Raw genomic sequence first — 22,859 nt, 5'->3', positions numbered from 1 at the left:
CATTATTGATATTTTTAAATGAAGGAGTTTTTTAATTGGTAACATCATCTAAAGGACAAATAGAAGAATTATTAGCAGATATTTTACAACATAGTACAGCTGAAGATGAGGAAGTTTTACTGCATTTATTGTCTGGACTTCGTGATAAACAACAAGGTATTCATCGCCGTTATATTAATGCTGCCTTACATATGGTGGGTAAGTTTGAGCCTGAGGTCAGCGAGGTTCGTATCCCTATTACACCCGTTATCCATAATACAATTAAGGTCCCACATGGAGGGATAATTGCAACAATTGCGGATGCAGCAATGGGAGGACTTGCTTCGCGTTCGGTACCAGAAGGCTTTAATGTTGTCACAACAAATATCAATGTCTCTTATATTGCCACAACAACTAACAAAGAACTAATCGCTCGTGGACGTTTCGTACATAAAGGGCGTCAAACACTTGTGATGGAATGTGATATCGAGGATGAGACTGGACGCAAACTTGCTATTGCGACTGCTTCTTTCTTCGTCATTCAACGCCGTCCTCAGTCATAATATTTAAAAAGTAGTCTCGAATACATTGTTGATCGGAAAAAGGGAATTTTTGATTTTTTATTTGTTGGGTCTGTTCATGCCCTTTTCCGGCAACAAGTACAATATCTCCTTTTTCTGCCTTTGCTAATGCCTGATGAATGGCGACTTTTCGATCTAAAAAGATTTCATAATATTGCTGTTCAGTAAAACCAGCAATAATACTTTCATTAATTAAGATAGGGTCTTCATCGCGTGGATTATCGGTTGTTAAAAAAATGACATCTGCATACTTACTAGCTACAGCTCCCATCGCAAAACGTTTTGCCTTATCTCGATTTCCCCCACAGCTAAATACAAGGTAAAGAGTTTTCGAGCGATCAAAAGTTTGCAAAACTGCCTGTAGTGCCTCTGCAGTATGCGCGTAATCTACATACACATCAAGTCCAAATGGATTGTCAATTTTCTCAAGTCTTCCTTCTGGTAGCTTTAACGACCACATATGCTCAGCTATCTCTTCAATGGAGAAACCTAGACGCCATAAAGCCATTAACGCTGCTACAGCATTTTGCACATGATACTTTCCAACGAAAGGGATTTCTACAATATGCTCACTCGATGACGTTTGTAAACAAAGTACCGTTTTTCCAATTGATTCACTGACAATTTGGATATGTAAATCATTATGATTATCAAAGCCAAATGAACAGGATTTTTTCTTATCATAAATACCGACAGAACGGCAAAAATTATCGTCTCCATTTAGCACTAGCTTTTTTGATAAATCTGCCAGCCTTTTTTTCGCACGCTTATATGCCTCAAGTCCTCCATGATCCTCTAAATGGTCCTCCGATAAATTTAAAAAGACGCCACAATCGATGTCACAATGATCAAGTCGATGTTGCTGTAGCCCCATTGATGAAGCTTCCAAAACAACATGTGTAACACCATTTCGTACACATTGCTTTAAAATCGGATGCAACTCTTTTGCCTGCAATGTTGTTAATTGCTCATATATCGTTTGTTGTTTCTGTCCATTGATGAATAATCCTACAGTTCCAATAACTGCTACATTTTTATGTAAAGCTCTTAACAATTGGCTCACAAAATGGCTCACTGTTGTTTTACCATTTGTACCTGTAATCGCAATTACTGTTAATGCTTCTGCTGGAAAGGCTGAAAGCTTTGCACTCGCATACGATAAAAATAAGGATGTATTTGGAACCCAAACAGAAGGAATATTTTGATCGATAATAGGTAGTGAAATACTTTCCTCTGATACAATGGCGGCAGCACCTCGTGCTATTGCTTCTTTTACAAAACGACTTCCCGTTGTTTTCTTGCCCTTGCGAACAATAAAAATATCTCCTGGCTTTATTGCCTGTGCATAATCCTCAACACCCGTAATACTTGTGCGGATAGATCCTCCAGTCACGCTACATGGCCAGTCTTTCAATAGCTCAGCTAATTGCAAGCTTCATTCCCCCTTTCAGTTCTCTATCATATGACGGCGAATGTAACGGTGTTACGAAAAATGTAGATGCTCTATGTTATAGTGGTCTACACCGCTGCTCATCTTTTTTCGCAAAAGCATAAGATTTTAGAAAATGAAAAGACTGAAGATAAACTTGATTTCGCCAAGTTTACCTTCAGTCTCAGATTTCTATTTTATCCCGTATTAACGAGCGTTACGATTCCCACCTCAAAATTCAGCGAAAGCAAAGAAGAGATTACCTACCTGTAAAAGCTCGATTGATGAAGACTAACAATCAGCGGGGAAGAAAACCCCACTGATTAAAATTTCATGGTGATGATTCATCAATATTTTCTTCCGGTTCCTCAGAGTCCTTATTCTCACTATCCAGTTTCTGAGAAGAAGGTTCTAAGAATATTTGCGTATAATAGTTTAAAAATACTCCAGATCCAACTGTAGTATATTTATCATTTAAGATAACTTTTCGATGCTCAGGTGAATTGAGCCAGCCATGCATTGCTTCGATAGCATCAAAATAATCAGTCGCAAGATTTTCATTCGCCTCACTATATTCGATTCCCTGTGTTTCTAATCTCTTTTTTAAATCTCCATTTGTTGGTGATTCATGTCCAAGAAAATTTTGAACCTTCATATCTTCACTATGCATTTTTGCAACTTCCTCTATTGATTCATCAATTTCTAATGCAGGTAAATCATGATAAACCCTTGTTACATTTATTAAATCGTCAAGCTGCGCAGCATTCGCTACATTGATTTCCTGCTGTAAAAAGGAAGACGGCGGTGTTGATGTAACAAGCTCTCCTTGATAGGTCATTTCATACGGTTGATGAAGAACTAGCGTTTCACTATTAGTAAAACGTATTCCTTGTAGCTCACTCGTTTCTCTATCTATATAGAGTTGTGCAAAAAGCCCATCGAATTTTACAAGCAATCGTGTTTGCATATCTTCTTCACTCATTGAGAAAATGAAAATATTTTCACCTACATTCGCAGTTACTTCATAATCAATAATTGTCATTCGGTATATGTCATCGCGCTTCTGACCAACCTTAAAAGGAGATGCATCCAAATCTTCGCCAGCAATGTAAACTTGTGTCACAACATTATTGTCAACGCCTACCATGAAAAATGTAGAAGATCTGGTATTATAGATCCACCAATCATATCCATAGGAGGATGGTTCCTTGCGTACTGGTTCACCATATTTCTCCAAAACCACCTTAGCTTCTTGACCGATTAATGTCGACATCCCACTTTTTGGACGTGTCGTTGCTCCCATTTCAGGCTGCTTTAACTCGGTTTTGGGAATAATATTTGAATTGGCATTCGGGCCTTTTAGTGGCTCGTTTTCCCGTGGTGTATTAAAAAACATAAAGCCAATCAACGCAATTGCAGCACATGCCATAAAAATGCGAAATAAAGCTTTCATACATGACTCCTTTTCATCACCATTATTCTGTAAGTTATTATATCAATTGTAATTGGGTTGACACAATGTTGTCATTGCAACAATGTCGAATATGCTCTATTATAAAAATGAGCGTATACTTTGTACGAGAACCTAAAGGAGGATTATAGATGTATTTTGAAAATACTAACCTTGAAAATTTAACAGCTGATCAAGAACTTATTGTAAGCGTCATGAAAAAAAATGGTTTAGAATGTGATGGCGGCTGGGACTACGAACGTATGACATTTGATAAGCGTTTCGATACTCGTGAGGGACGTTACTATCTACGTGTATTTGCATATGCAAAATCTGGTGATGTTGGTGCTCACGATGCAATCTTAACATTAATGAAACCAGCACTTGGTAAGTACTACTATCCACATGGTGTTGAGTATGGAGATGACGAAGTTTTCCCAGCACATCTTGTAAAAAAATGTGAAGAAATCTTAAAAAAGGTTAAATTAGACTTACAAGCTTTTGAAATTCATGCGTAATTTTAGATAGTTAATTCACGGTGCATGCTTGTCAATTAAACATTGAAATCATTTTTTATCATTTATCTGTTATACGTTGACAGGACAGAGTTAACATAAAGTTGGCAACAGCGTGCAGTGCAATAGCTATATCTGAAAAGACTGGTGGTCCAGTCTTTTTTATTTTGAGTAAAAATATTATTTCTTCTCATACTAACTATATCTTTTACATGATGTAGGTGAGATAAATGTTACAATTTTTCAAACGGCCCTTTTTTCGACATCCAATAATCGTAATAGCTATCGGAATTGCTATTTTCTGGTTTATATCCTTGTCATTACCAATACTACTTGCCTACGTAACTGCATTACTATTGGAACCTGTCATCACACGAATCAGTAAACGGTTCCGAAAAAAACGCAAAATAGTCGCATCCATTTTCTTTATGTTCTTTTCAAGTATAACTTTACTATTATGTATTCTCGTTATATTTATAAGCTGGAAACAATTTTCAACATTTATCATCCATATTCCAGAGTACCTCAATCAGCTGTCAGCACTGTGGATTCAAATACAATCCAAGCTTTCCAACTATACGTATCATTTACCCTTAGATCTTGTTATACAAATTCAACTTACGATAGCACGGGCTCTATCTTCAATCGAAAAATTCGCACTTTCTTTAACAAATGTGAATGTTTGGTCATCATTACTTACGCATATACCTTCACGATTGTTTGATATTTTTGTTTATTGGATTGTGTTATATATGCTTCTTTTAGAATTGCCAACTATCAATCGTAAAATCTTAGCGCCTATTCCCTTTCACTACCATCAAAAATTACTATTTATTGGACAACGTGTGAAACTTGCTTTATTTGGTTTTATGAAAGCACAATTTTTAGTTGGTATTTGCATTTTTGCTATAGCATTTGGAACCTTTTTTTTACTTAAAACACCATTCCCACTAATTTTAGCACTCTTATTAGTTATTTTAGATTTCATTCCTTTTTTAGATTCATTTATTTTGCTTATCCCTTGGGCGATATACAAAGTCTTTACAGGTGATTATATCTTTGCTGTTGTTCTAGTCGCACTAACAATCGTACAATTTTTAGTTCGACGTATGATTGAGCCTAGAGTTATCGGAAATAAAATTGGACTTTCTTCACTAACAACCTTTATTGCAATGTTTATCGGTTTTAAAGTATTTGGGTTTCTTGGTATTTTAATCGGCCCTTTACTCGTTGTCGTTGTTCTTTCTCTATTTAATCAAACATCCATAAAAAATCTCCCACCTTCTCAAGAATAAGGAGGGAGATTTTTTTAATTAATTATGTCTCGGCATAATTACGTCCGGAATCGGCTTCTTTCAGCGGATGTTTGGACACCTCTGAAAAGTGACTTAAAACCGCATTCATTTGCTGAAGAAGTTAAAAACCTAAAATAGCTTTAATGACAGATGTAGTTTCACCTGGTTCAAATAAAATATATAGTAATAAGTATACTAAAACCCCAGTAATAGCTACGAAGAACCAAATAATACTTGTAATCGGTCCAATACGACGGTGAAGCTTGATATTAGTCTTCAAACCAGAAATAATACTAACAATACCAAATACTGCTCCAGTTGTTGCAAGCGTAATATGGAAAATTAAGAAGAACGTATAATATGGTTTTATATTTTCTCCGCCACCAAACGCTGTGTTACCAATAAAGACTGTACGTGAAGCATAAATGATAAAGAAGATAAGTGCTGCAACGCCTGCTGCAAGCATTACTTTTTTATGTGCTTCTACTTTTCTTTTTACAATTAAGCCCCAACCAATAGCTACAAGTACAGCACTAATAACGATGAATGATGTACTTATAGTAGGCAAAATTTGCAATTCCATTCACAAAACCCCTTAACAAAGTAAATTTCTATTTTTACAATTGATGTTGCTGTTGGCTTTCCCATTTCTTTTGATGTTCTTTTAACGCATCAGCAGTAATTTTATCGGGATCCTTTTGCTCTGAACGATACCAATTAATAAAGATTGATCCAAGTAATACACCAAAAATAATCTCTTGTAAAATCTTCATTAAAACGCCGCCTAGTTGTTGATCGGCAACAGGTTTCATATCTGTGAAGAGCTCTGGTCCTGAAAGAGATAAACTAGATAATGTAGAAACTGGTACACAAAGTTCCATCGCCTTAAGCCATGCATCACCATTTGTATATGTTTCATACATAGCGTTTGGTGCAAAAATAATTAATGCACACGCAGGTGTAATTAATACCGCATTAGCAATGATGTAGGCTAATTTATACAAGGGTTTCATTTGCGGACTATCAGGCATTTTTTGAATTAAAGGCCAGTACATTAAAACAGCTGAAACAAATAATACAAAAGTATATGTACCATGTAAAGTTTCGTTTAATTTAATGTAATCTAATACTGCAGGTAAATGGTAGAAAGAAAATAAACCAATAAACACAAATATCGCAACGACAGGTAATGTCAAAACTTTAAATAAAGTTCTAACAACCGGTGCTTCAATCGCAACTTTCCATACCCACCAAGGAATCCCCTTTATTAAGAAAATCGGTACAAGTAACAACAAAATTGCCATTTGCACCATATGCATCGTAAACATAATGTGCGCCATTAAATCTATTGGAGATCCTTTAATAATATATATCGTTACCATTGCTAAGACAAAATAAATCGCCTCGCCCTTTTTCAAAGGCTCACTTACTTTAAAATCCTTGCGCCACTTTGTTGTGACTAAAAAATAGATGACTGTTATGAAAACAAGAACCCCTATTAGGTAAGGGCTCCATAAAGCTTGGAAACCAAATATACTAAGTGGCATACAGAACGCACTCCTTTAAACTTCAGTACTCCTATTATAGAACGCTTACAAACATTCTGCAATGAACGAAAGGTGAACAAATGACTATCCACATTATATTACTCGAACGAGCTAGGGCACCTATTGAAAAAATGTTAAAAACGATAAATCACCACATGAAAAGTATCTTATTTCGCGTGGCTCATCAGCAAAGTGTGGGGTTGATTTCCGTTCCGACTGGGCGTTTCCTGGGGGCGTCCAGTCGGAACGAAAATCAACTGATTCACATGACATACGTTTTAACAAAATGTCATCCAACTTTTAGTTTTATCGGATCACTTTCAGGAATTATCGCCCAACTTTTAAATTTTATCGACTAACTTTCACGTTTTATCACCCAACTTCTGAAATTTATCGACATCCACCTTCCAAAGAGCAAAAAAGGACTCACACACAAAACTGTATGTGAATCCTTTTACTTTATTATGTCTCCCAGTCGGAACGAAAATCACACTCACATGAATTATATTAATTCTTACCAGCTCATCACTAAATCGTGAACAGAACCCAAAAAGAAAAGCACGTTCCTACATAAAGTAGAGAACGTGCTTTTTTGGTGATTACCACCAAATAATTGTTAAAAATGCTAAGAAGAATGTAAATGCGATTAATATTCCCATCCACATGAAGAAGCCAATTACACCACCGAAGTGTGTTTTTTTGTCTTCTAAGTGCATGAAAGCGTAAAGTTGAAGAACAACTTGAACACCAGCAAGCAATAAAATGAGCGGTAATATTAAGTATTTAGAAAAATCAGCTGCAACTACAGCGAATGCGATAAACGTAAAGAAAATCATAATCGCAAAGTTGATTACTTGTTTACGCATATGAACGGCATTATGATGACGATCATACTCGTATTGTGCCTGAGACTTAGCAACTATAGGTGTATCGTGTGAAGACATATTATCCGATCACTCCCATCAAGTATACTACTGTAAAGATGAATACCCAAACTACGTCGATAAAGTGCCAGTATAAAGCAGCCACGAAGAATTTAGGCGCATTGTATAAGTTAAGACCACGTTTAGCATTACGAAGCATTAACGTAGCAATCCACACAAGACCTAAAGTTACGTGGAAACCATGTGTACCAACTAATGAATAAAACGCAGTTGCGAACGCAGATTGGTTAAATGTGAAACCAAGGCCTACATAGTGATTAAACTCATAGATTTCAAGAGCTAAGAATCCAAGACCTAAAACTAATGTAATCGCTAACCATGTTTGCATTCCTTTAAAGTTAAAGTTACGCATATGGTAAATTGCATAAACTGAAGTTAGTGAAGATGTTAAAAGTAACATCGTCATAGCAAATGCTAATGGTAATTCAAATAAATCTTGTGTTGTGAACTCCATGCCAGCAGGCCCTTTGTTCTTAAGCGCTAAGTAAGTAGCGAATAAACTTGCGAAAAGTACAACTTCACAGGCAAGGAAAATCCAGAAACCAACAACTTTATTTTTCCCTTCCATCGTAGCTTGTTCAGGATGATCTGGCCAAGTATGAGGAGTAAATTTAGTATTGAAATCCATTATTTATTTCCCCCTTTGCCGTAAAGTTGTTCTTCAATTTCAAGAATTTCTTCTTTGTGTAAGTGGAAGCCGTGATCGTCCTTAACAGAACGGAAAATCATAGCACCAAATGTAATTGCAAGACCAGCAATTAAAACATAAATTGACCACGATTTATCTGCATCTGGATTATAAAGAGCACCGAATGCCGCGATAAACAGCCCTAGAGAAATAACAAATGGGATAGCTGAGTTGTTTGGCATATGAATATCACCGATTGGTTCAGCAAATGTCATTTCTTTATTTCCTTCTTGTTTTTCAATCCACCATGGATCTAAACCACGAACAAGTGGTGTTTGACGGAAATTGTAGAATGGGATTGGTTGTGGAATTGACCATTCTAATGTACGTCCATCGCCCCATGGGTCGCGACCTGCTGGTTTGCCTTTGATTGACATTAAGCAGTTGATTACCATTAAGATAACCCCTACACCCATCATTAATGCACCGATTGTAGAGATATAGTTGAACTGATCCCAACCTTGACCTTCCATGTAAGTGAATACGCGACGTGGCATACCCATTAAACCTAAGAAGTGTTGAACGAAGAACGTTAAATGGAATCCGATAAAGAATACCCAGAACGTAATTTTACCAAGCGTTTCGTTTAACATACGGTTGAAGAAAATTGGCCAGTAGAAGTGTGCTGAACCAAATAACGCTGTTACAATACCACCAACGATTACGTAGTGGAAGTGAGCAACGATAAAGTAAGAATCGTGTAATTGGTAGTCAAGAGGTGCAGATGCTTGCATTACCCCTGTAACACCACCCGCAACGAATGACGGGATGAAACCAAGTGCATAAAGCATTGGTGTTGTAACTTTAATAGATCCGCCCCAAATAGTTAAGATCCAGTTGAATACTTTCATACCTGTTGGTACGGCAATCGCCATAGTTGCTACAGCAAAGATTGCGTTAGCTGTTGGCCCAAGACCAACTGTAAACATGTGGTGAGCCCAAACCATGAACCCTAAGAAACCGATTAAAATTGTTGCGAATACCATTGAAGAGTATCCGAATAAACGTTTACGAGAGAACGCTGGAATGATCTCAGAGAATAAACCAAATGCTGGTAATACTAAGATATAAACCTCTGGGTGTCCGAAGATCCAGAATAAGTGTTCCCAAATAATTGTGTTACCACCCATAGTATGGTCAAAGAAGTTACCACCGAACATACGGTCAAATAACATCATTAATAAACCAATTGTTAATGGAGGGAATGCGAATAGGATTAGTGCACTTGATACAAGCGCAGTCCAAGTGAATAATGGCATACGCATGAATGTCATACCTGGAGCACGCATTGTAATAATCGTAACGATAAAGTTAAGACCTGAAATTAATGTACCTGCCCCGGATATTTGTAAACCAAGAACATAGAAGTCAATACCATGTCCTGGAGAATATAAAGATAATGATGCATAAGAAGTCCAGCCCGCATCAGGAGCGCCACCCATAAAGAATGACAGGTGAAGGAATACTGCACCTAGGAAGAATAACCAGAACCCTAAAGAGTTAAGGAACGGGAATGCAACGTCACGCGCACCAATTTGTAATGGTACAAGCATGTTCATAAATGCGAATAGTAATGGAGTCGCAGCTAGGAATAACATTGTCGTTCCGTGCATTGTTAATAATTCATTGAAAAAACCAGCTGATATGAAATCGTTATTTGGTTTCATTAACTGAATACGCATTAATAACGCTTCAAAACCAGCGATAGCGAAGAACAATGTACCGGCTAATAAATACATTACTGCTAACTTTTTATGGTCAACAGTTGTAATGTAGTCCCAGACAGTTGCTCCAAAGCCCTTTTTCTGTGTGTATGAGCTCACAACTTTTACCTCCCTCAAAGTTTGTTACATAAAACTACAAATTATTTCTCAACAGATAAGCCCATGATATAAGTTGCTAGAGCTTGAATTTCTTCGTCAGTTAAGTCGCCGTATACTGGCGCAGTACCATCTGCGTTCATCATTAAGTTACCTGGCTTGAATTTCTCAGGGTTCTTAATCCAAGCTTTTAAGTTTTCTTCATTATGTTCTAAGAAACCAGCAACACGGTTACGGTCACCAAATGTAGTTAAGTTAGGACCCATTCCGCCTGAACCGCCTGAACCAGAAACAGCATGACAACCTAAACAGCTGTTAGCAAATGTTGCTTCACCAAGATCTGTTGAAGCTTTATCAGCCAATTTTCCTTCTGTTGCTTGCATTGAAGCTACCCATGCATCGAATGCTTCTGGGCTTAATGCTTTAACTTTGAAGTCCATTAATGCGTGTGAAGGACCACACAATTCAGCACATTTACCATAGAATACGCCGTCTTTAAGATCTTTTGATTCTTTATCAAATTCTAGATAGAATTTGTTTAAGTTATCTACGTTCGTATCCATTTTACCGCCTATAGCAGGAATCCAGAATGAGTGCTTAACATCGGCAGCTTTTAAGTTAAAGTAAACTTTTTCACCTGTTGGTACAACTAATTCTTGAGCTGTTACAATACCTTGATTAGGGTATTCAAACTCCCACCAATATAATTTCGCAGTTACATTTACTGTAAGTGCTGTTTTGTTACCATCTTCATCTACTTCGTCCATTGCAGCAACATCTGCAAATTTGTAAGTAGCCGTAACAACTGGTACAGCTAAGATTAATAATAAAATAATTGGAATAACTGTCCAAATTACTTCAAGAGTGTGACTTCCTTCTACTTGCTTAGGAATAACATTTTCGCCAACTTTTGAGCGGCGGAATTTTAAGAATGCAAGTAAATAGATAACGGATACTACTACTACAACTAACGTCATAATTCCAGTAGCTAACAGTAATAGATTGAATTGTTCTTTACCCACTTGACCAGATGGTTTCAGTGCAGAAATATGATCTTCACCACATCCTGAAAGGAAAACCATCATCACTGCTAGAAGTGAAAAAAGACGCCATTTTTTAAGCCCTTTCATCATAGCTTAATTAAACCCCTCTTTCTTTGTTGTATTTTCATGTGTACCTAGGACATTAGTTCTGTCTATATGAATTCTCTAGGAAAAGAAAGAATTCCTAAATTTAGCTAAACAACGCAAATATTATGATGGATACAAATAGTATGGTCATATGATTCAAAGAATAGATAAACATTTTATTTGCCCATTTCATATCATCTTTTGTAGTAAAGCCTTTAAAAGCTAGAATCAACCAGCCCAAGTTCAATGCAGTGGCAAGAATTAAGAAGCCAACGCCAAGCTCTGTTAAAAGGAAAGGTAACGGTAATAATAAAAGAATCCAGAATAACATTGAGTACTTCGTACGTTTAAATCCTTTTACTACAGGTAGCATTGGTATATTAGCTGCACGATATTCTTCAGTACGTTTCATAGCAAGCGCATAAAAATGCGGTGGTTGCCATGCAAACATGATTAGGAATAAGGCAAGTGCTCCTGAACCTAATGCAGGCTCAACAGCTGCAAACCCAATAACTGGTGGAATCGCCCCTGAAATACTTCCTACAATCGTGTTACTAACATGCTTCCTCTTTGACCACATTGAATACAGAACGACATAAGCAAATATTCCTACTAGTCCCCACATGCCGGCCGCAAACGATGCCGCAAATAACAAAATTTCACCTACAATTAAAAATGAGAGGGCAATGGTCAATACAAAATTCGGCTTAAATCTACCCGTTACTGTCGGTCTTGTCTTCGTTCTTTTCATGATTGGATCAATATCCTGATCAATAAAGTTATTCATTGCGCCTGAGCCACCTATAATTAATGCTGCACCCAGCATGGTGAACAATATGACATCAAGCTCTTGCAAGAAGTGTCTACTAGTAAATTGAAATGCCAGCCACATCCCTGTAAACGTTGTGACAAGATTCGAATTAACGATTCCAATTTTTATCAGTGCTAAGAAATCTTTTACAACAGATGTTGATTCTGGTCCACTATTTCTAGTAGCCGTCAGTGCACGACCGTTTGACATAATACCTCTCCTTTCATTTTTGTAAGCATATTCCGCTAACAATAACTATAGCGAAATTTGCGATTGATTTCTAGACATTAAGTGAAATTTAGATGAAGTTGTAAAAATTAGCTTTGTCTAGAAATATAATTAAAAACAACATATCTATAGTAAAACATTTTCTAAAATGAATTGTGAAGGTTAAAGCACGAAATTATGAACAATTTGTGAAATGGAATCGACATCTATTACTCCCTACTCTTTACAAGTTGTATTTTATCTGTATTTTCGATATTATCTAGTAGCAGAAACATTACTTTCATGTAATGTTGATAGATAAAGTAGGTGACTCATTTTATGCAACACAACAGGTATATGAAATGGTTTGCTGTTGCCGCTACAGTTGGAATGCTCCTTATCTTACTAGGAGGAGCACTTGTTACCAAAACAGATAGTGGCTTAGGCTGTGGTCGAAACTGGCCTGATTGTAATGGTTCTCTTATTCCAAAAGAAATTACACCAGAAGTCTTAATTGAATTTTCACATCGTCTTGTAACTGGTGTCGTATCAATCTCAATTCTTGTGTTAACAGTTTGGACATGGCGTAAACTTGGCCATATTCGCGAAGTAAAGTTATTAGGTTTCTTAGCGATGTTTTTCTTAATCGCACAGGCTCTTATTGGAGCTGCTCAAGTTTTATGGGGACAAGGTGATTTCATACTAGCACTTCACTTTGGGATTTCTCTTATTTCCTTTGCTGCTGTTCTCCTTCTTTCTATGATTGTATTTGAAGTGGATCGGAAATTTGATGCCGATAACGTTTTTATTGGTAAAAAGTTACGTTGGCATACGATTGCTGTCACAATTTATTCTTATTTAGTCGTTTATACAGGGGCGCTTGTTCGTCATACAGATTCTAGCTTAATATGTCCAGACTGGCCATTTTGCTATAACGAAACACCATTCGCACCTTTTAATAATATGTATGAATGGGTGCAAATGGGGCATCGCCTAGCTGTTCTTATCTTTTTCATTTGGATTGCATACATAACTTGGCATGTTGTAAAAGAATATAAAAACCAACGAGTTATTTACTACGGTTGGGTTATTGCCTTTACTATAGTAATTTTACAAGTGATTGCTGGTATGTTAGTAGTCCTAACTAAATTGAATTTAATCGTTGCATTACTTCATTCATTACTTATTTCAATTTTATTTGGTCTACTTTGCTACATGATAATGCTAGTTGCACGTAGCAATTATAATGAAAAAAACAAATAATAGTAGAAAAAGATTCGCCATATTTTTCAACGGCGAATCTTTTTTTTCAAACGCTTCTGCCTCAATAATATGTCAAACAATTTACAATTTTATTATTGAAAAATAGTAAATTAATAGGCACATCATCAAGTTGATTGGAGTGGAGGCTGGGCGATTCCTTGGGGATTAGCGTCACAGATGAGACCCTGGCGAGTAGGGGAACGAAGGCGTTATCACGTCCTGTGATAACGCCTTCGTGACCAACATCCTGTCGCTTCGCTTTCGCGCAAAAAAACATCTGTTGCCCCGACGCCCCAGGAAGCTTTGCTCTGTGCGAAAGCGAAGCGTCAGCAACAATTGTTTTATCTGTGCGAAAGCGTAGCGACAGCAACAACAAATGTTTTCTGTAGCGAAAGCAAAGCGGCAGCAACAAAGCGCCCAGCCGGAACGGAAATCAACCCTACATTATGGTGAAGAGCCAATATAACAAAATAAAAAAGGTTATTAGTATGCTATAAAGCCATCTAACAACCTTTTTTATTTTCAATTATTCAATTTCAATTAACAAATCACCTGTTGAAATGGCGTCGCCCGCACTTGCGTATACTTCTTTCACGACCCCATCTTTCGGTGCTTGGACGGTTGTTTCCATTTTCATTGCTTCGGTAATTAACAAGTGGTCTCCACGTTTGACAGAGCTTCCTTTCGATACGACTACTTTTAAGACCGTACCAGGCATCGTTGCCCCAATTTGATTTGGATTGCTTGGATCTGCCTTTAACGCTAGGCTGCCATCTACTTCGACAGTCATATCTTGAATCACCAGCTCACGGGATTGACCGTTTAACTCAAAGTACATGACACGCGTGCCATCATGCTGTGGTTCACCGATAGAGACAAGTTTAATAATCAGTGTTTTTCCTTTTTCGATCTCGACTTCAATTTCTTCACCTAGTTTTAACCCATAAAAGAATGTTGGTGTATCTAATACCGAAATATTGCCGAAGGAATCCACTGTTTTTGCAAACTCCTCAAACACTTTCGGATACAAAGCATACGCCAACACATCTTGCTTCGTCACGGGACGACTAAATTTCCCCTCCAGTACCGCCTTCAATTGCTCAAAATTCACAGGCTCCAGTAGCTCACCAGGACGTATCGTAATTGCCTCACGGTCCTTTAACACAACCTTTTGAAGTGCCTCTGGGAAGCCGCCATGCGGTTGTCCCAAATAGCCTTGGAAGAACTCAATCACAGAATCTGGGAAGTCAATAGTTTGCCCTCTTGTCAGTACAGAGCTTTCATCTAAATCGTTCTGCACCATAAATAACGCCATATCTCCGACTACTTTCGAAGATGGGGTTACTTTGACAATATCGCCAAATAGAAGGTTTACGCGGGAATACATGTGCTTCACTTCATCCCATCGATCACCAAGGCCCACTGCTTTGGCTTGCTGCTGCAAGTTACTATATTGGCCACCTGGCATCTCATGAACATAAATTTCAGAATGTGGACTGATCATGCCACTTTCGAAATCCTTATAATATTTACGCACGTCTTCCCAGTAATACGATAATTTTTCAAGCGCTTCGATATCGGCACGAACCTCACGCTTGCTGCCCTTCATTGCATAATACAAGGAGTTTGCACTTGGCTGTGATGTTAAGCCTGCCATCGAACCGAGCGCCGTATCAATGATATCCACCCCAGCCTCGATCGCCTTGGCATATAAATAAATGCCATTGCCACTTGTATCATGCGTATGCAGGTGGATTGGTAGACTTGTCGTCTCTTTTAACTCGGAAATTAAACGATACGCTGCCTCAGGCTTCAATAGTCCAGCCATATCTTTTATCGCTAAAATATGGGCACCTGCTGCCTCCAGCTCCTTCGCCATTTCCTTGTAGTATTGGACTGAATATTTCGCCCTTGTTTCATCAAAAATATCTCCTGTATAACAGATAGCAGCTTCAGCAATTTTACCAGACTGGCGTGCAGCATCAATTGCTACTTCCATGCCTTTAATCCAGTTCAAGCTATCGAAAATACGGAACACATCGATGCCGGATGCAGCTGATTCAGCGATAAACTCACGAATTAAATTGTCAGGGTAGTTCGTATAACCGACGGCATTCGCACCACGAAGTAGCATTTGGAATAGCACATTTGGTACTTGTTCACGTAGTTTGGCAAGACGCTCCCATGGGTCTTCTTTTAAGAAACGGTACGCCACATCAAACGTCGCGCCGCCCCACATTTCGAGCGAGAAGAAATCGTGCATCATGTGCGCTGTTGCGTCTGCAATTTCGAACATATCCTGTGAACGCACACGCGTAGCAAGCAGTGATTGGTGCGCATCACGGAAAGTTGTATCCGTTAACAGTACATCCTCTTGCGCTAGAATCCATTTCACAAGCCCCTCTGCTCCTTGGGCATCTAGAATCTGTTTTGTACCCGCTGGTGGCACGATTAATTTATCGACTTTCGAAATGCTCGGTTGCACAAAAATTGGCTTTGCTTTCTTCTCCACTCCAGGGAAACCATTGAGCGTCACATTACCAATATAGCTTAAGAGCTTTGTCCCACGGTCCTTACGCACAGGGAAATTAAATAGTTCAGGTGTTGTATCAATAAAGCTTGTATCGAAGGCACCCGTTAAAAATTCCTCGTGTGTCACAACATTATTTAAAAATGGAATATTCGTTTTTACCCCACGAATACGGAACTCTTTTAAATTGCGGTCCATTTTTGCTGCGGCTTCTTTAAACGTCATTCCTGATGTTGAAATTTTCACCAGTAGTGAATCATAGTACGGTGTTACTACAGCCCCTTGGAACCCATTACCGGCATCTAAGCGAACACCAAAACCACCGCTCGAACGGTACACCATAAGCTTTCCTGTATCCGGCATAAAGTCATTGGCTGGGTCTTCCGTTGTGACACGTGCTTGAATCGCATACCCAATCATTGGGACATCCGCCTGTTGCGGGATATGGATTTCCTCACTATGCAGACCGTAGCCTGCTGCCACTTTAATTTGGGCGTGCACGATATCGACACCCGTAATCATTTCAGTAATCGTATGCTCGACTTGAATACGAGGATTGACCTCGATGAAATAAAAATTCTCACCTGCGACTAAAAATTCTACTGTCCCTGCATTTATGTACGAGACATTGTTCATTAATTGAACCGCTGCATCGCAAATTCGATTTCTTAAATCTTCCGAAATTGAATTAGATGGTGCAATTTCAACAACCTTTTGATGACGACGTTGAATCGAGCAATCACGCTCATATAAATGAATGATATTGCCCTGTTGATCGCCAATAATTTGAACTTCAATATGCTTTGGCTTAATAATGGCCTTTTCTACATACACCTCATCAGAGCCAAATGCTGCCTTCGCCTCAGATTTTGCACGTTCATAGGAGGAAGCTAGCTCCTCTTTTGTATGAACAAGGCGCATTCCACGACCACCGCCGCCTAGTGCTGCCTTAATCATAATTGGATAGTCATATGCGCTAGCAAAAGCCTCTACCTCTGCTAAATTAGCTACCGGACCATCTGTACCAGGAATAACAGGAATACCTGCAGCAATTGCTTGTTCGCGCGCCTTAACCTTATCTCCAAACATATCTAAATGCTGGGAAGTTGGCCCAATGAAGACAATCCCCTCTTCTTCACATCGACGTGCAAATTCCACGTTTTCCGATAAAAAACCATAACCCGGATGAATCGCATCTACACCAGCATCTTTGGCAATCGTAATAATACCCTCAATATCTAAATAGGCATCGATTGGTTTCTTGCCCGCTCCCACTAAATAGGCCTCATCTGCTTTAAAGCGATGGAATGCCCCACTATCCTCCCGCGAATAAATGGCCACAGTTTGGATATTTAGCTCCGTACATGCCCGGAAAATACGAATTGCAATTTCTCCTCGATTGGCTACGAGAATTTTGTTGATTGATTCCATGGATATCCCCCTTTATGATTGTGTTTTTCTCCTTTCTATCTTTTCAAACATAGAAACATTCATCAATATTCCCATCGCTAAAGATAGAATAATTATAGATGTCCCGCCATAGCTAATAAAAGGTAGCGTTACACCGGTTAACGGGATTAACCCAGTTACACCCCCAAGATTGATAAACGATTGCCAGCCAATCCAGCTCGCAATACCTGCAGCAATCATACGTGCTAGTGGATCTTTCGTGCGCAACGCAATCGAAAATCCTTTATATACAATAAATCCCAAACCACCTAAAACGACAAGAACTCCCCAAATACCTAGCTCTTCCATAATAATCGCCATAATAAAATCAGTTTGTGGTTCAGGCAAATACCCTAATTTTTGAATGGACTGACCGAGACCTCTTCCCTCTAAACCGCCTCCGCCAATTGCATAATAACTATTGACAACCTGGTGACCACTACCACTTTCATAATTAAACGGGTTTATGTATGATTTAATACGGCCCATACGGTTATCCGTTAACATATCCCCTTTAAACAACCATAGTATACCAAAGATGACTCCTCCAAACGCACCCAATACCCCCAAAAACTTCCAAAATGTTTTAAACGGAATGCCACTAGCTGCTACAACACAAACAGCGATTCCACATAAAATAATACTTGCTCCTAAATCGGTTTCAAATGCAACACCAGCAACAACTAGAATCCAAAGGAATATTGGATAAAATATTTCAGTTGGTTGTAGCTTTTCAAGTGTATATTTTTGTCCTTTCCGATAAAAAGCAGCAGCAAAATATAAAATTATAAATAGCTTCGCATATTCAGAAGGCTGAAAGTTCCCAAAACCGGGGACGGAAATCCAACTTTTAGACCCTATTCCTGCTTCATCACCATTACCAGCAACTTTTACCCAAGTAAATAGTACAACTAATACAGCCGTTAGTATCAACATAACTTTTTTATTTGCATAATGCTTATACGGAAAAAATGCCGCTGCTAAAAATCCAAGAAAAGCTACAGTTAAATTGATTACTTGCTTGTGGTAATAATAATCTGGTGCCTTTCCTTTTATTGCAATCGCTACCATAATACTTGAGCTATAAATCATTATTAATCCAAATAAGCTTAACAATAGGACCGTAAAAAATAATGGGTAATCAAAATTTTGTGCATAACGTTTTAAGTATTGTTTCATCGGAAAACCTCATTCTAGAAAAAAAACTCAAATCGCAAATTGCGTTTGAGTTTTTTTCTTTTATTTGTCTGTATACGCGTCATGTAGTACAGAAAGTTCTTTCTCGAGTGAATCGAGAATTTCTTTGCCTTTTTCGCGTTCAATGAGTCCAAGCTTCACAGCAAAGTCAATTTCACGAGAAAGGCCGAACATTTGTGTATCTAATACTTCTTCATATAGAGGGCATTGTGGCATTGTTAAATGATCCATTTGTACTCGAATGAGGCGAGCAATTTTGTCTGCATCAGCAACTAAAAGCTCCAAAGCCTTCTCCTGAAAAGAAGTTTGTGATTTAGTATCCATGAGGACGCCCCCATTATCTGATATTTCTTCGATTCTATCTTAATAAAGTTTATCTTTTAGTCGTTAAAAATGCAAGTGTCTTCATTGGAAAATAGAGAAATCAAATTATATTTCTTTATTATCTCTAGTCATTAGCGTTATACTATTTCATGGATATACAAGATTTGAGGAGGATTTCTATTATGGAAACAATAATTCCTATCAAGGGCGCAGTTTCATTCCAATTAACATTAGATCCAACTGTTTGGATTTTCGATGATCGCAAATTAGATTTAAAAACGTACTTCGACACACAAGAAGTTGAGGAAGATTCCGATATTAAATATATGCGTGAGGTAGGCGCTCACTGGTCACGTGAGATTATGGAAGGAGCTACTTTCCCACCAACATTGAAATCAGAACGAAAATTTGACCGCAAAGGGATGGAAACAGGTACTTTCGGGATCGAATTAAGTCACTTCCTAAAGAATGCTGACATTAAACCTGAAGCGACAACAATCGTCATTGAATGTGAAGGTGGCAAAGAGTATCCATTTACAATCGAAGAAGCTCATACATTAATTTTAAAATACAGCCAAGATGGTAAGCCATTAATGGAAGATGGCCCTGTTTATGTGTTATTTAGAGACGGTTCAAATGTAGATAGCCCTATTAAAAATGTATTAGCTATTCGTGCTGAGTAGGAGGGAATGCAATGCGCGTAAAGTGCGTTATTTGCGATACAATTAACAATTTAGATGATAATTTACCGTTAGCTAAAAAATTACGCAATCGACCAATTCATACGTATATGTGTGAAACATGTCATGATCGTATTAAAGAAAATACGGTTACACGCATTGAAACCGGGAATTTCCGGTTTTATCGTACCTCTCCACAGATGGATGAAGAATTTTAACAAAACAGAAGGAGGTGACTCATTATTTGAGACACCTCTTTTATGTTGTTTAAAACTATTGTGTCAATAAAATTAAGGTGTCCTAATCAATTATGCCTCGGCATAATTGCGTCCAGAATCGGCTTTGTGCTTAGGCCTGCATGAGGGCCGACACGATGTCGGTCATTTCGGTAATGCCACAGGACGTGGCGTTTTTACCGATGCAGGTCAGTTAGCCGTTATCGCAAGGATGCGATGATTTTAGGCTAACATCCTATGTGAACTCCTTTCCGATTCCGTGACATCCTCCGGAGGCTTTGGGCCAACAAGATGTTGGTCACTCAGTCGTTGCCACAGGACGTGGCGTTCTTAGACTGAGTTCCTCTATTTCAGCGGGTGTTTGGACACCCGCTGAAATAAGTTAAATATAGTATGCTCTTCGGCAAAACGAGGGGTTGATTTCCGTTTCGACTGAGCGCTTTGTTGCTGACGCTTCGCTTTCGCACAGATAAAACAATTGTAGCTGCCGCTTTGCTTTCGCTACAGAAAACATTTGTTGTTGTTGCTGTCGCTTCGCTTTCGCACAGAGCAAAGCTTCCTGGGGGCGTCCGATGAGAGCCTTCGTTCCCCTATTGCTGATCCCCAAGGAGTCGCCCAGCCTTCACTTCAATCAACCACTTCACATAACATGCGTTTTAACAAAATGATATCCAACTTTTTAGTTTTATCGAAACACTTTCAGGCATTATCGACCAACTTTTAAATTTTATCGATAAACTTTCACGTTTTATCACCCAACTTTTAATTTTTATCGACTAACTTTCACGTTTTATCACCCAACTTTTTAATTTTATCGACATCCACCTTCCAAACAATTACGTCACTGTTATATCTGTTCAATTATGGTGCGTTGTCATAGCGTCCACTTTTGAAATGAATAAAATTTTTAAAAGCTCTACTCTACCTCTGATTGGAGTGGAAGGCTATTCGAGTGCTCCAATCGTTTCGCTTTGATCGCTGAGTAAAGCTTCCTTGTGAAAACAAGTAGCCTAGAATGAAAGCTACCCTCATCTAAAAAGCCACAACATTCACAAAAATTCCCTTGATCGCTTTGTTTTTCAACATTATGAAGAGGCTGGGACAAAACTTGTCAAAACCTTAAAAAGCGCGAGAAATCAATTTTAGAAACGTTGATTTTTCGCGCTTTTCTGATGTGAAATTTTTAAGTTTTTCTTTAAAAATATACATATCCCAGCCTCTTTAACCGTCTAACCATTATTTTTTATAATCGCCTTCTCAATCAACTCGACAACCTGATACATAATCGTCGCAAAAAAGGCGATGATGAGAAGTGACATAAGCACAAGATTAAAATTAAACACCTGGAAGCCATAAATAATTAAATAACCAAGCCCTTTTGAGGCGACTAAAAATTCACCAACTATGACACCTACCCAAGAAAGTCCTACATTTACTTTCAAAGTAGAAATAATCGTTGGGAAGGAAGCAGGTAAAATAACTTCTTTAAATATTTGCCATCTGGTTGCCCCAAAAGTTTGTAATACTTTGTTGTAGTTTGGATCAACCCCTTTAAAAGCCGTATAAACCACGATGGTTGTAATAATGATTGAAATCAACGCACCCATCGCTATAATAGAAAAATAACCAGGACCAAGGGCGACTATTAAAATGGGTCCTAAAGCAACTTTCGGCATAGCGTTTAAAATAACTAAATATGGATCAAGTACCTTTGATAGCATTGATGACCACCACAATACGGTTGCTATTAATGTACCCATTAGTGTTCCGGCAATAAAGCCAATAATCGTTTCCATTAAAGTAACACCAACGTGAAGTGTTAACGTACCATCGCTCACTTTTTCTACTAATGTTTGCCATACATGCGTTGGAGAACTAAAAATTAAACGGTCAATCCATCCAAATCTTGATAGAAGCTCCCACCCGCCGAAAAATAAGATTAAGATGATAAGCTGATATAATCGAACATAGCGCTTTTCTTTTTTTAGCATTTGCTGATACTGTTTAAACATTGTATTATCCAAGACTCTCCAGCTCCTTCCAAATATTTTGGAATATGTCTGAATACGCTGGATGCTGTCGAACATCAAAAGGTGAAAGCTCTTGTAACTCTGTAGGTATTTCAAATACTTTATGCAATGTACCTGGATTTGCAGAAAATAGAAATACCCGTTCACTCATCGCAATGGCTTCACCAATATCATGTGTCACAAGAACGGCAGTTTTTTGATAGGCCTTTAACGTTTCAACAACCAAGTCCTCCAGTTTTAATTTAGACTGATAATCAAGTGCCGAAAATGGTTCATCTAGCAATAAAATTTTAGGGTCCACCGCTAAAGTTCTAGCAAGGGCTACTCGTTGACGCATGCCACCAGATAACTCTCTCGGATAGTTGTTCCCAACATGCGGCAAACCAATTTCTTGCAAAAGTGCATTTGCCGTTACTTTATGAGTTTTATTGCTTCGTTCCATGATTTTCAAACCAATAGTGACATTTTCTTCGATGGTTTTCCAAGGGAATAAATAATCTTGCTGAAGCATGTAGCCAATGAGAGACTGATTGTGTGTTGAAATTTCCTCACCCTCAATGTATACCTTGCCTTCTGTAGACGAAAATAAGCCAGCAATAATTGATAATAACGTTGTTTTCCCACATCCGCTCGGTCCTATAAAAGAAACAAACTCACCTTCACGAATATCTAAATTGATATCACGTAAAACTTCCTTTGCCTGCGTTTTCGAAAAATAGCTATGGTGAATATTTTTTACTTCTAAAAATTCCAT

General features: G+C 38.2%; 22 protein-coding genes. 7 read left to right on the top strand and 15 right to left on the bottom strand.

The features are described 5' to 3' along the window. Positions 1 to 35: 35 nt before the first annotated feature. Positions 36 to 542, top strand: a complete 507-nt coding sequence (locus FJQ98_RS05415; protein WP_053594665.1) for a PaaI family thioesterase — start codon at positions 36 to 38, stop codon at positions 540 to 542. Here the strand turns inward: FJQ98_RS05415 and FJQ98_RS05410 are convergent. Together FJQ98_RS05410 and FJQ98_RS05405 are read right to left on the bottom strand one after the other, a co-directional pair. Next, positions 517 to 1,992, bottom strand: coding sequence for a UDP-N-acetylmuramoyl-L-alanyl-D-glutamate--2,6-diaminopimelate ligase (locus tag FJQ98_RS05410; RefSeq protein ID WP_053594666.1), 1,476 nt, complete (start codon positions 1,990 to 1,992; stop codon positions 517 to 519). The genes FJQ98_RS05415 and FJQ98_RS05410 overlap by 26 nt on opposite strands. A 328-nt stretch (positions 1,993 to 2,320) precedes the next feature. Further along, the gene (locus tag FJQ98_RS05405) at positions 2,321 to 3,442 is read right to left on the bottom strand and encodes a CAP domain-containing protein (RefSeq protein WP_053594667.1); all 1,122 of its coding nucleotides are present in this window, start codon (positions 3,440 to 3,442) and stop codon (positions 2,321 to 2,323) included. Between the two features lie 149 nt (positions 3,443 to 3,591). On the opposite strand from FJQ98_RS05405, the gene FJQ98_RS05400 reads away from it, so the two are divergent. Together FJQ98_RS05400 and ytvI are read left to right on the top strand one after the other, a co-directional pair. After that, a complete protein-coding gene (locus FJQ98_RS05400; protein ID WP_053594668.1) occupies positions 3,592 to 3,957 on the top strand; it encodes a YugN family protein in 366 nt (121 codons plus the stop codon). Between the two features lie 227 nt (positions 3,958 to 4,184). Further along, on the top strand, positions 4,185 to 5,249 hold the full coding sequence (gene ytvI / locus FJQ98_RS05395) for a sporulation integral membrane protein YtvI (RefSeq protein WP_075807233.1): 1,065 nt from the start codon (positions 4,185 to 4,187) through the stop codon (positions 5,247 to 5,249). Between the two features lie 121 nt (positions 5,250 to 5,370). On the opposite strand, the gene FJQ98_RS05390 is transcribed toward ytvI, so the two are convergent. From FJQ98_RS05390 to cyoE, 7 genes are all read right to left on the bottom strand, one after another. Further along, the gene (locus FJQ98_RS05390) at positions 5,371 to 5,832 is read right to left on the bottom strand and encodes a DUF420 domain-containing protein (RefSeq protein WP_053594669.1); all 462 of its coding nucleotides are present in this window, start codon (positions 5,830 to 5,832) and stop codon (positions 5,371 to 5,373) included. 34 nt (positions 5,833 to 5,866) lie between these two features. Further along, a complete protein-coding gene (ctaG, locus tag FJQ98_RS05385) occupies positions 5,867 to 6,796 on the bottom strand; it encodes a cytochrome c oxidase assembly factor CtaG (RefSeq protein ID WP_053594670.1) in 930 nt (309 codons plus the stop codon). Between the two features lie 599 nt (positions 6,797 to 7,395). Further along, on the bottom strand, positions 7,396 to 7,740 hold the full coding sequence (locus tag FJQ98_RS05380; protein ID WP_053594672.1) for a cytochrome C oxidase subunit IV family protein: 345 nt from the start codon (positions 7,738 to 7,740) through the stop codon (positions 7,396 to 7,398). Between the two features lies 1 nt (position 7,741). Continuing rightward, positions 7,742 to 8,368: a cytochrome (ubi)quinol oxidase subunit III gene (locus tag FJQ98_RS05375; RefSeq protein ID WP_053594673.1), complete on the bottom strand. Its 627-nt coding sequence runs from the start codon at positions 8,366 to 8,368 to the stop codon at positions 7,742 to 7,744. Continuing rightward, positions 8,368 to 10,251, bottom strand: a complete 1,884-nt coding sequence (gene ctaD / locus FJQ98_RS05370) for a cytochrome c oxidase subunit I (RefSeq protein WP_053594674.1) — start codon at positions 10,249 to 10,251, stop codon at positions 8,368 to 8,370. Before ctaD ends, FJQ98_RS05375 begins: the two co-directional genes overlap by 1 nt. Positions 10,252 to 10,292: 41 nt before the next feature. Further along, the gene (coxB, locus tag FJQ98_RS05365; protein ID WP_053594675.1) at positions 10,293 to 11,381 is read right to left on the bottom strand and encodes a cytochrome c oxidase subunit II; all 1,089 of its coding nucleotides are present in this window, start codon (positions 11,379 to 11,381) and stop codon (positions 10,293 to 10,295) included. Positions 11,382 to 11,481: 100 nt separating this feature from the next. Then, positions 11,482 to 12,399: a heme o synthase gene (gene cyoE, locus FJQ98_RS05360; protein WP_053594676.1), complete on the bottom strand. Its 918-nt coding sequence runs from the start codon at positions 12,397 to 12,399 to the stop codon at positions 11,482 to 11,484. 336 nt (positions 12,400 to 12,735) lie between these two features. On the opposite strand from cyoE, the gene FJQ98_RS05355 reads away from it, so the two are divergent. Together FJQ98_RS05355 and FJQ98_RS05350 are read left to right on the top strand one after the other, a co-directional pair. Then, a complete protein-coding gene (locus FJQ98_RS05355) occupies positions 12,736 to 13,659 on the top strand; it encodes a COX15/CtaA family protein (protein ID WP_053594677.1) in 924 nt (307 codons plus the stop codon). 303 nt (positions 13,660 to 13,962) lie between these two features. Further along, the gene (locus FJQ98_RS05350) at positions 13,963 to 14,112 is read left to right on the top strand and encodes a hypothetical protein (RefSeq protein ID WP_158003019.1); all 150 of its coding nucleotides are present in this window, start codon (positions 13,963 to 13,965) and stop codon (positions 14,110 to 14,112) included. Between the two features lie 73 nt (positions 14,113 to 14,185). Here the strand turns inward: FJQ98_RS05350 and pyc are convergent, their stop codons facing one another. From pyc to FJQ98_RS05335, 3 genes are read right to left on the bottom strand one after another with little or no spacing between them, the layout of a single operon-like run. Then, positions 14,186 to 17,620 carry a pyruvate carboxylase gene (gene pyc, locus FJQ98_RS05345; RefSeq protein WP_053594678.1) on the bottom strand — a complete coding sequence of 1,145 codons (3,435 nt, stop codon included), beginning with the start codon at positions 17,618 to 17,620 and terminating at the stop codon, positions 14,186 to 14,188. 12 nt (positions 17,621 to 17,632) lie between these two features. Further along, positions 17,633 to 18,817, bottom strand: coding sequence for an FtsW/RodA/SpoVE family cell cycle protein (locus tag FJQ98_RS05340; RefSeq protein WP_201406643.1), 1,185 nt, complete (start codon positions 18,815 to 18,817; stop codon positions 17,633 to 17,635). Between the two features lie 60 nt (positions 18,818 to 18,877). After that, positions 18,878 to 19,159, bottom strand: coding sequence for an Fpa/YlaN family protein (locus FJQ98_RS05335; RefSeq protein WP_004224778.1), 282 nt, complete (start codon positions 19,157 to 19,159; stop codon positions 18,878 to 18,880). A 182-nt stretch (positions 19,160 to 19,341) separates the two neighbouring features. Between FJQ98_RS05335 and FJQ98_RS05330 the strand changes: the two genes are divergently transcribed. Both FJQ98_RS05330 and FJQ98_RS05325 read left to right on the top strand, forming a co-directional pair. Continuing rightward, the gene (locus FJQ98_RS05330; protein WP_053594680.1) at positions 19,342 to 19,842 is read left to right on the top strand and encodes a molybdopterin-binding protein; all 501 of its coding nucleotides are present in this window, start codon (positions 19,342 to 19,344) and stop codon (positions 19,840 to 19,842) included. An 11-nt stretch (positions 19,843 to 19,853) separates the two neighbouring features. Next, entirely contained in the window at positions 19,854 to 20,057 is a 204-nt protein-coding gene (locus FJQ98_RS05325) for a YlaI family protein (RefSeq protein WP_053594681.1), read from the top strand. Positions 20,058 to 20,457: 400 nt separating this feature from the next. On the opposite strand, the gene FJQ98_RS05320 is transcribed toward FJQ98_RS05325, so the two are convergent. The 3 genes from FJQ98_RS05320 to FJQ98_RS05310 form a co-directional block, all read right to left on the bottom strand. Beyond that, entirely contained in the window at positions 20,458 to 20,682 is a 225-nt protein-coding gene (locus tag FJQ98_RS05320) for a hypothetical protein (RefSeq protein ID WP_143114770.1), read from the bottom strand. A gap of 622 nt (positions 20,683 to 21,304) precedes the next feature. Further along, on the bottom strand, positions 21,305 to 22,099 hold the full coding sequence (locus FJQ98_RS05315; protein WP_053594682.1) for an ABC transporter permease: 795 nt from the start codon (positions 22,097 to 22,099) through the stop codon (positions 21,305 to 21,307). After that, positions 22,092 to 22,859, bottom strand: a complete 768-nt coding sequence (locus FJQ98_RS05310) for an ABC transporter ATP-binding protein (protein WP_053594683.1) — start codon at positions 22,857 to 22,859, stop codon at positions 22,092 to 22,094. Before FJQ98_RS05310 ends, FJQ98_RS05315 begins: the two co-directional genes overlap by 8 nt.

It is taken from the genome of Lysinibacillus agricola, from assembly GCF_016638705.1.
GTDB classification, from domain to species: domain Bacteria; phylum Bacillota; class Bacilli; order Bacillales_A; family Planococcaceae; genus Lysinibacillus; species Lysinibacillus agricola.
This window is presented reverse-complemented; position numbering and strand designations above follow the sequence as displayed.

Coding starts and splice junctions, on each gene's coding strand:
- FJQ98_RS05355 (WP_053594677.1), top strand. CDS start 12,736: ATGCAACACAACAGGTATATGAAATGGTTTGCTGTTGCCGCTACAGTT.
- FJQ98_RS05405 (WP_053594667.1), bottom strand. CDS start 3,442: ATGAAAGCTTTATTTCGCATTTTTATGGCATGTGCTGCAATTGCGTTG.
- pyc (WP_053594678.1), bottom strand. CDS start 17,620: ATGGAATCAATCAACAAAATTCTCGTAGCCAATCGAGGAGAAATTGCA.
- FJQ98_RS05390 (WP_053594669.1), bottom strand. CDS start 5,832: ATGGAATTGCAAATTTTGCCTACTATAAGTACATCATTCATCGTTATT.
- cyoE (WP_053594676.1), bottom strand. CDS start 12,399: ATGTCAAACGGTCGTGCACTGACGGCTACTAGAAATAGTGGACCAGAA.
- coxB (WP_053594675.1), bottom strand. CDS start 11,381: ATGATGAAAGGGCTTAAAAAATGGCGTCTTTTTTCACTTCTAGCAGTG.
- FJQ98_RS05340 (WP_201406643.1), bottom strand. CDS start 18,817: ATGAAACAATACTTAAAACGTTATGCACAAAATTTTGATTACCCATTA.
- FJQ98_RS05400 (WP_053594668.1), top strand. CDS start 3,592: ATGTATTTTGAAAATACTAACCTTGAAAATTTAACAGCTGATCAAGAA.
- FJQ98_RS05380 (WP_053594672.1), bottom strand. CDS start 7,740: ATGTCTTCACACGATACACCTATAGTTGCTAAGTCTCAGGCACAATAC.
- ytvI (WP_075807233.1), top strand. CDS start 4,185: ATGTTACAATTTTTCAAACGGCCCTTTTTTCGACATCCAATAATCGTA.
- FJQ98_RS05310 (WP_053594683.1), bottom strand. CDS start 22,859: ATGGAATTTTTAGAAGTAAAAAATATTCACCATAGCTATTTTTCGAAA.
- FJQ98_RS05375 (WP_053594673.1), bottom strand. CDS start 8,368: ATGGATTTCAATACTAAATTTACTCCTCATACTTGGCCAGATCATCCT.
- ctaG (WP_053594670.1), bottom strand. CDS start 6,796: ATGCCACTTAGTATATTTGGTTTCCAAGCTTTATGGAGCCCTTACCTA.
- FJQ98_RS05330 (WP_053594680.1), top strand. CDS start 19,342: ATGGAAACAATAATTCCTATCAAGGGCGCAGTTTCATTCCAATTAACA.
- FJQ98_RS05335 (WP_004224778.1), bottom strand. CDS start 19,159: ATGGATACTAAATCACAAACTTCTTTTCAGGAGAAGGCTTTGGAGCTT.
- FJQ98_RS05325 (WP_053594681.1), top strand. CDS start 19,854: ATGCGCGTAAAGTGCGTTATTTGCGATACAATTAACAATTTAGATGAT.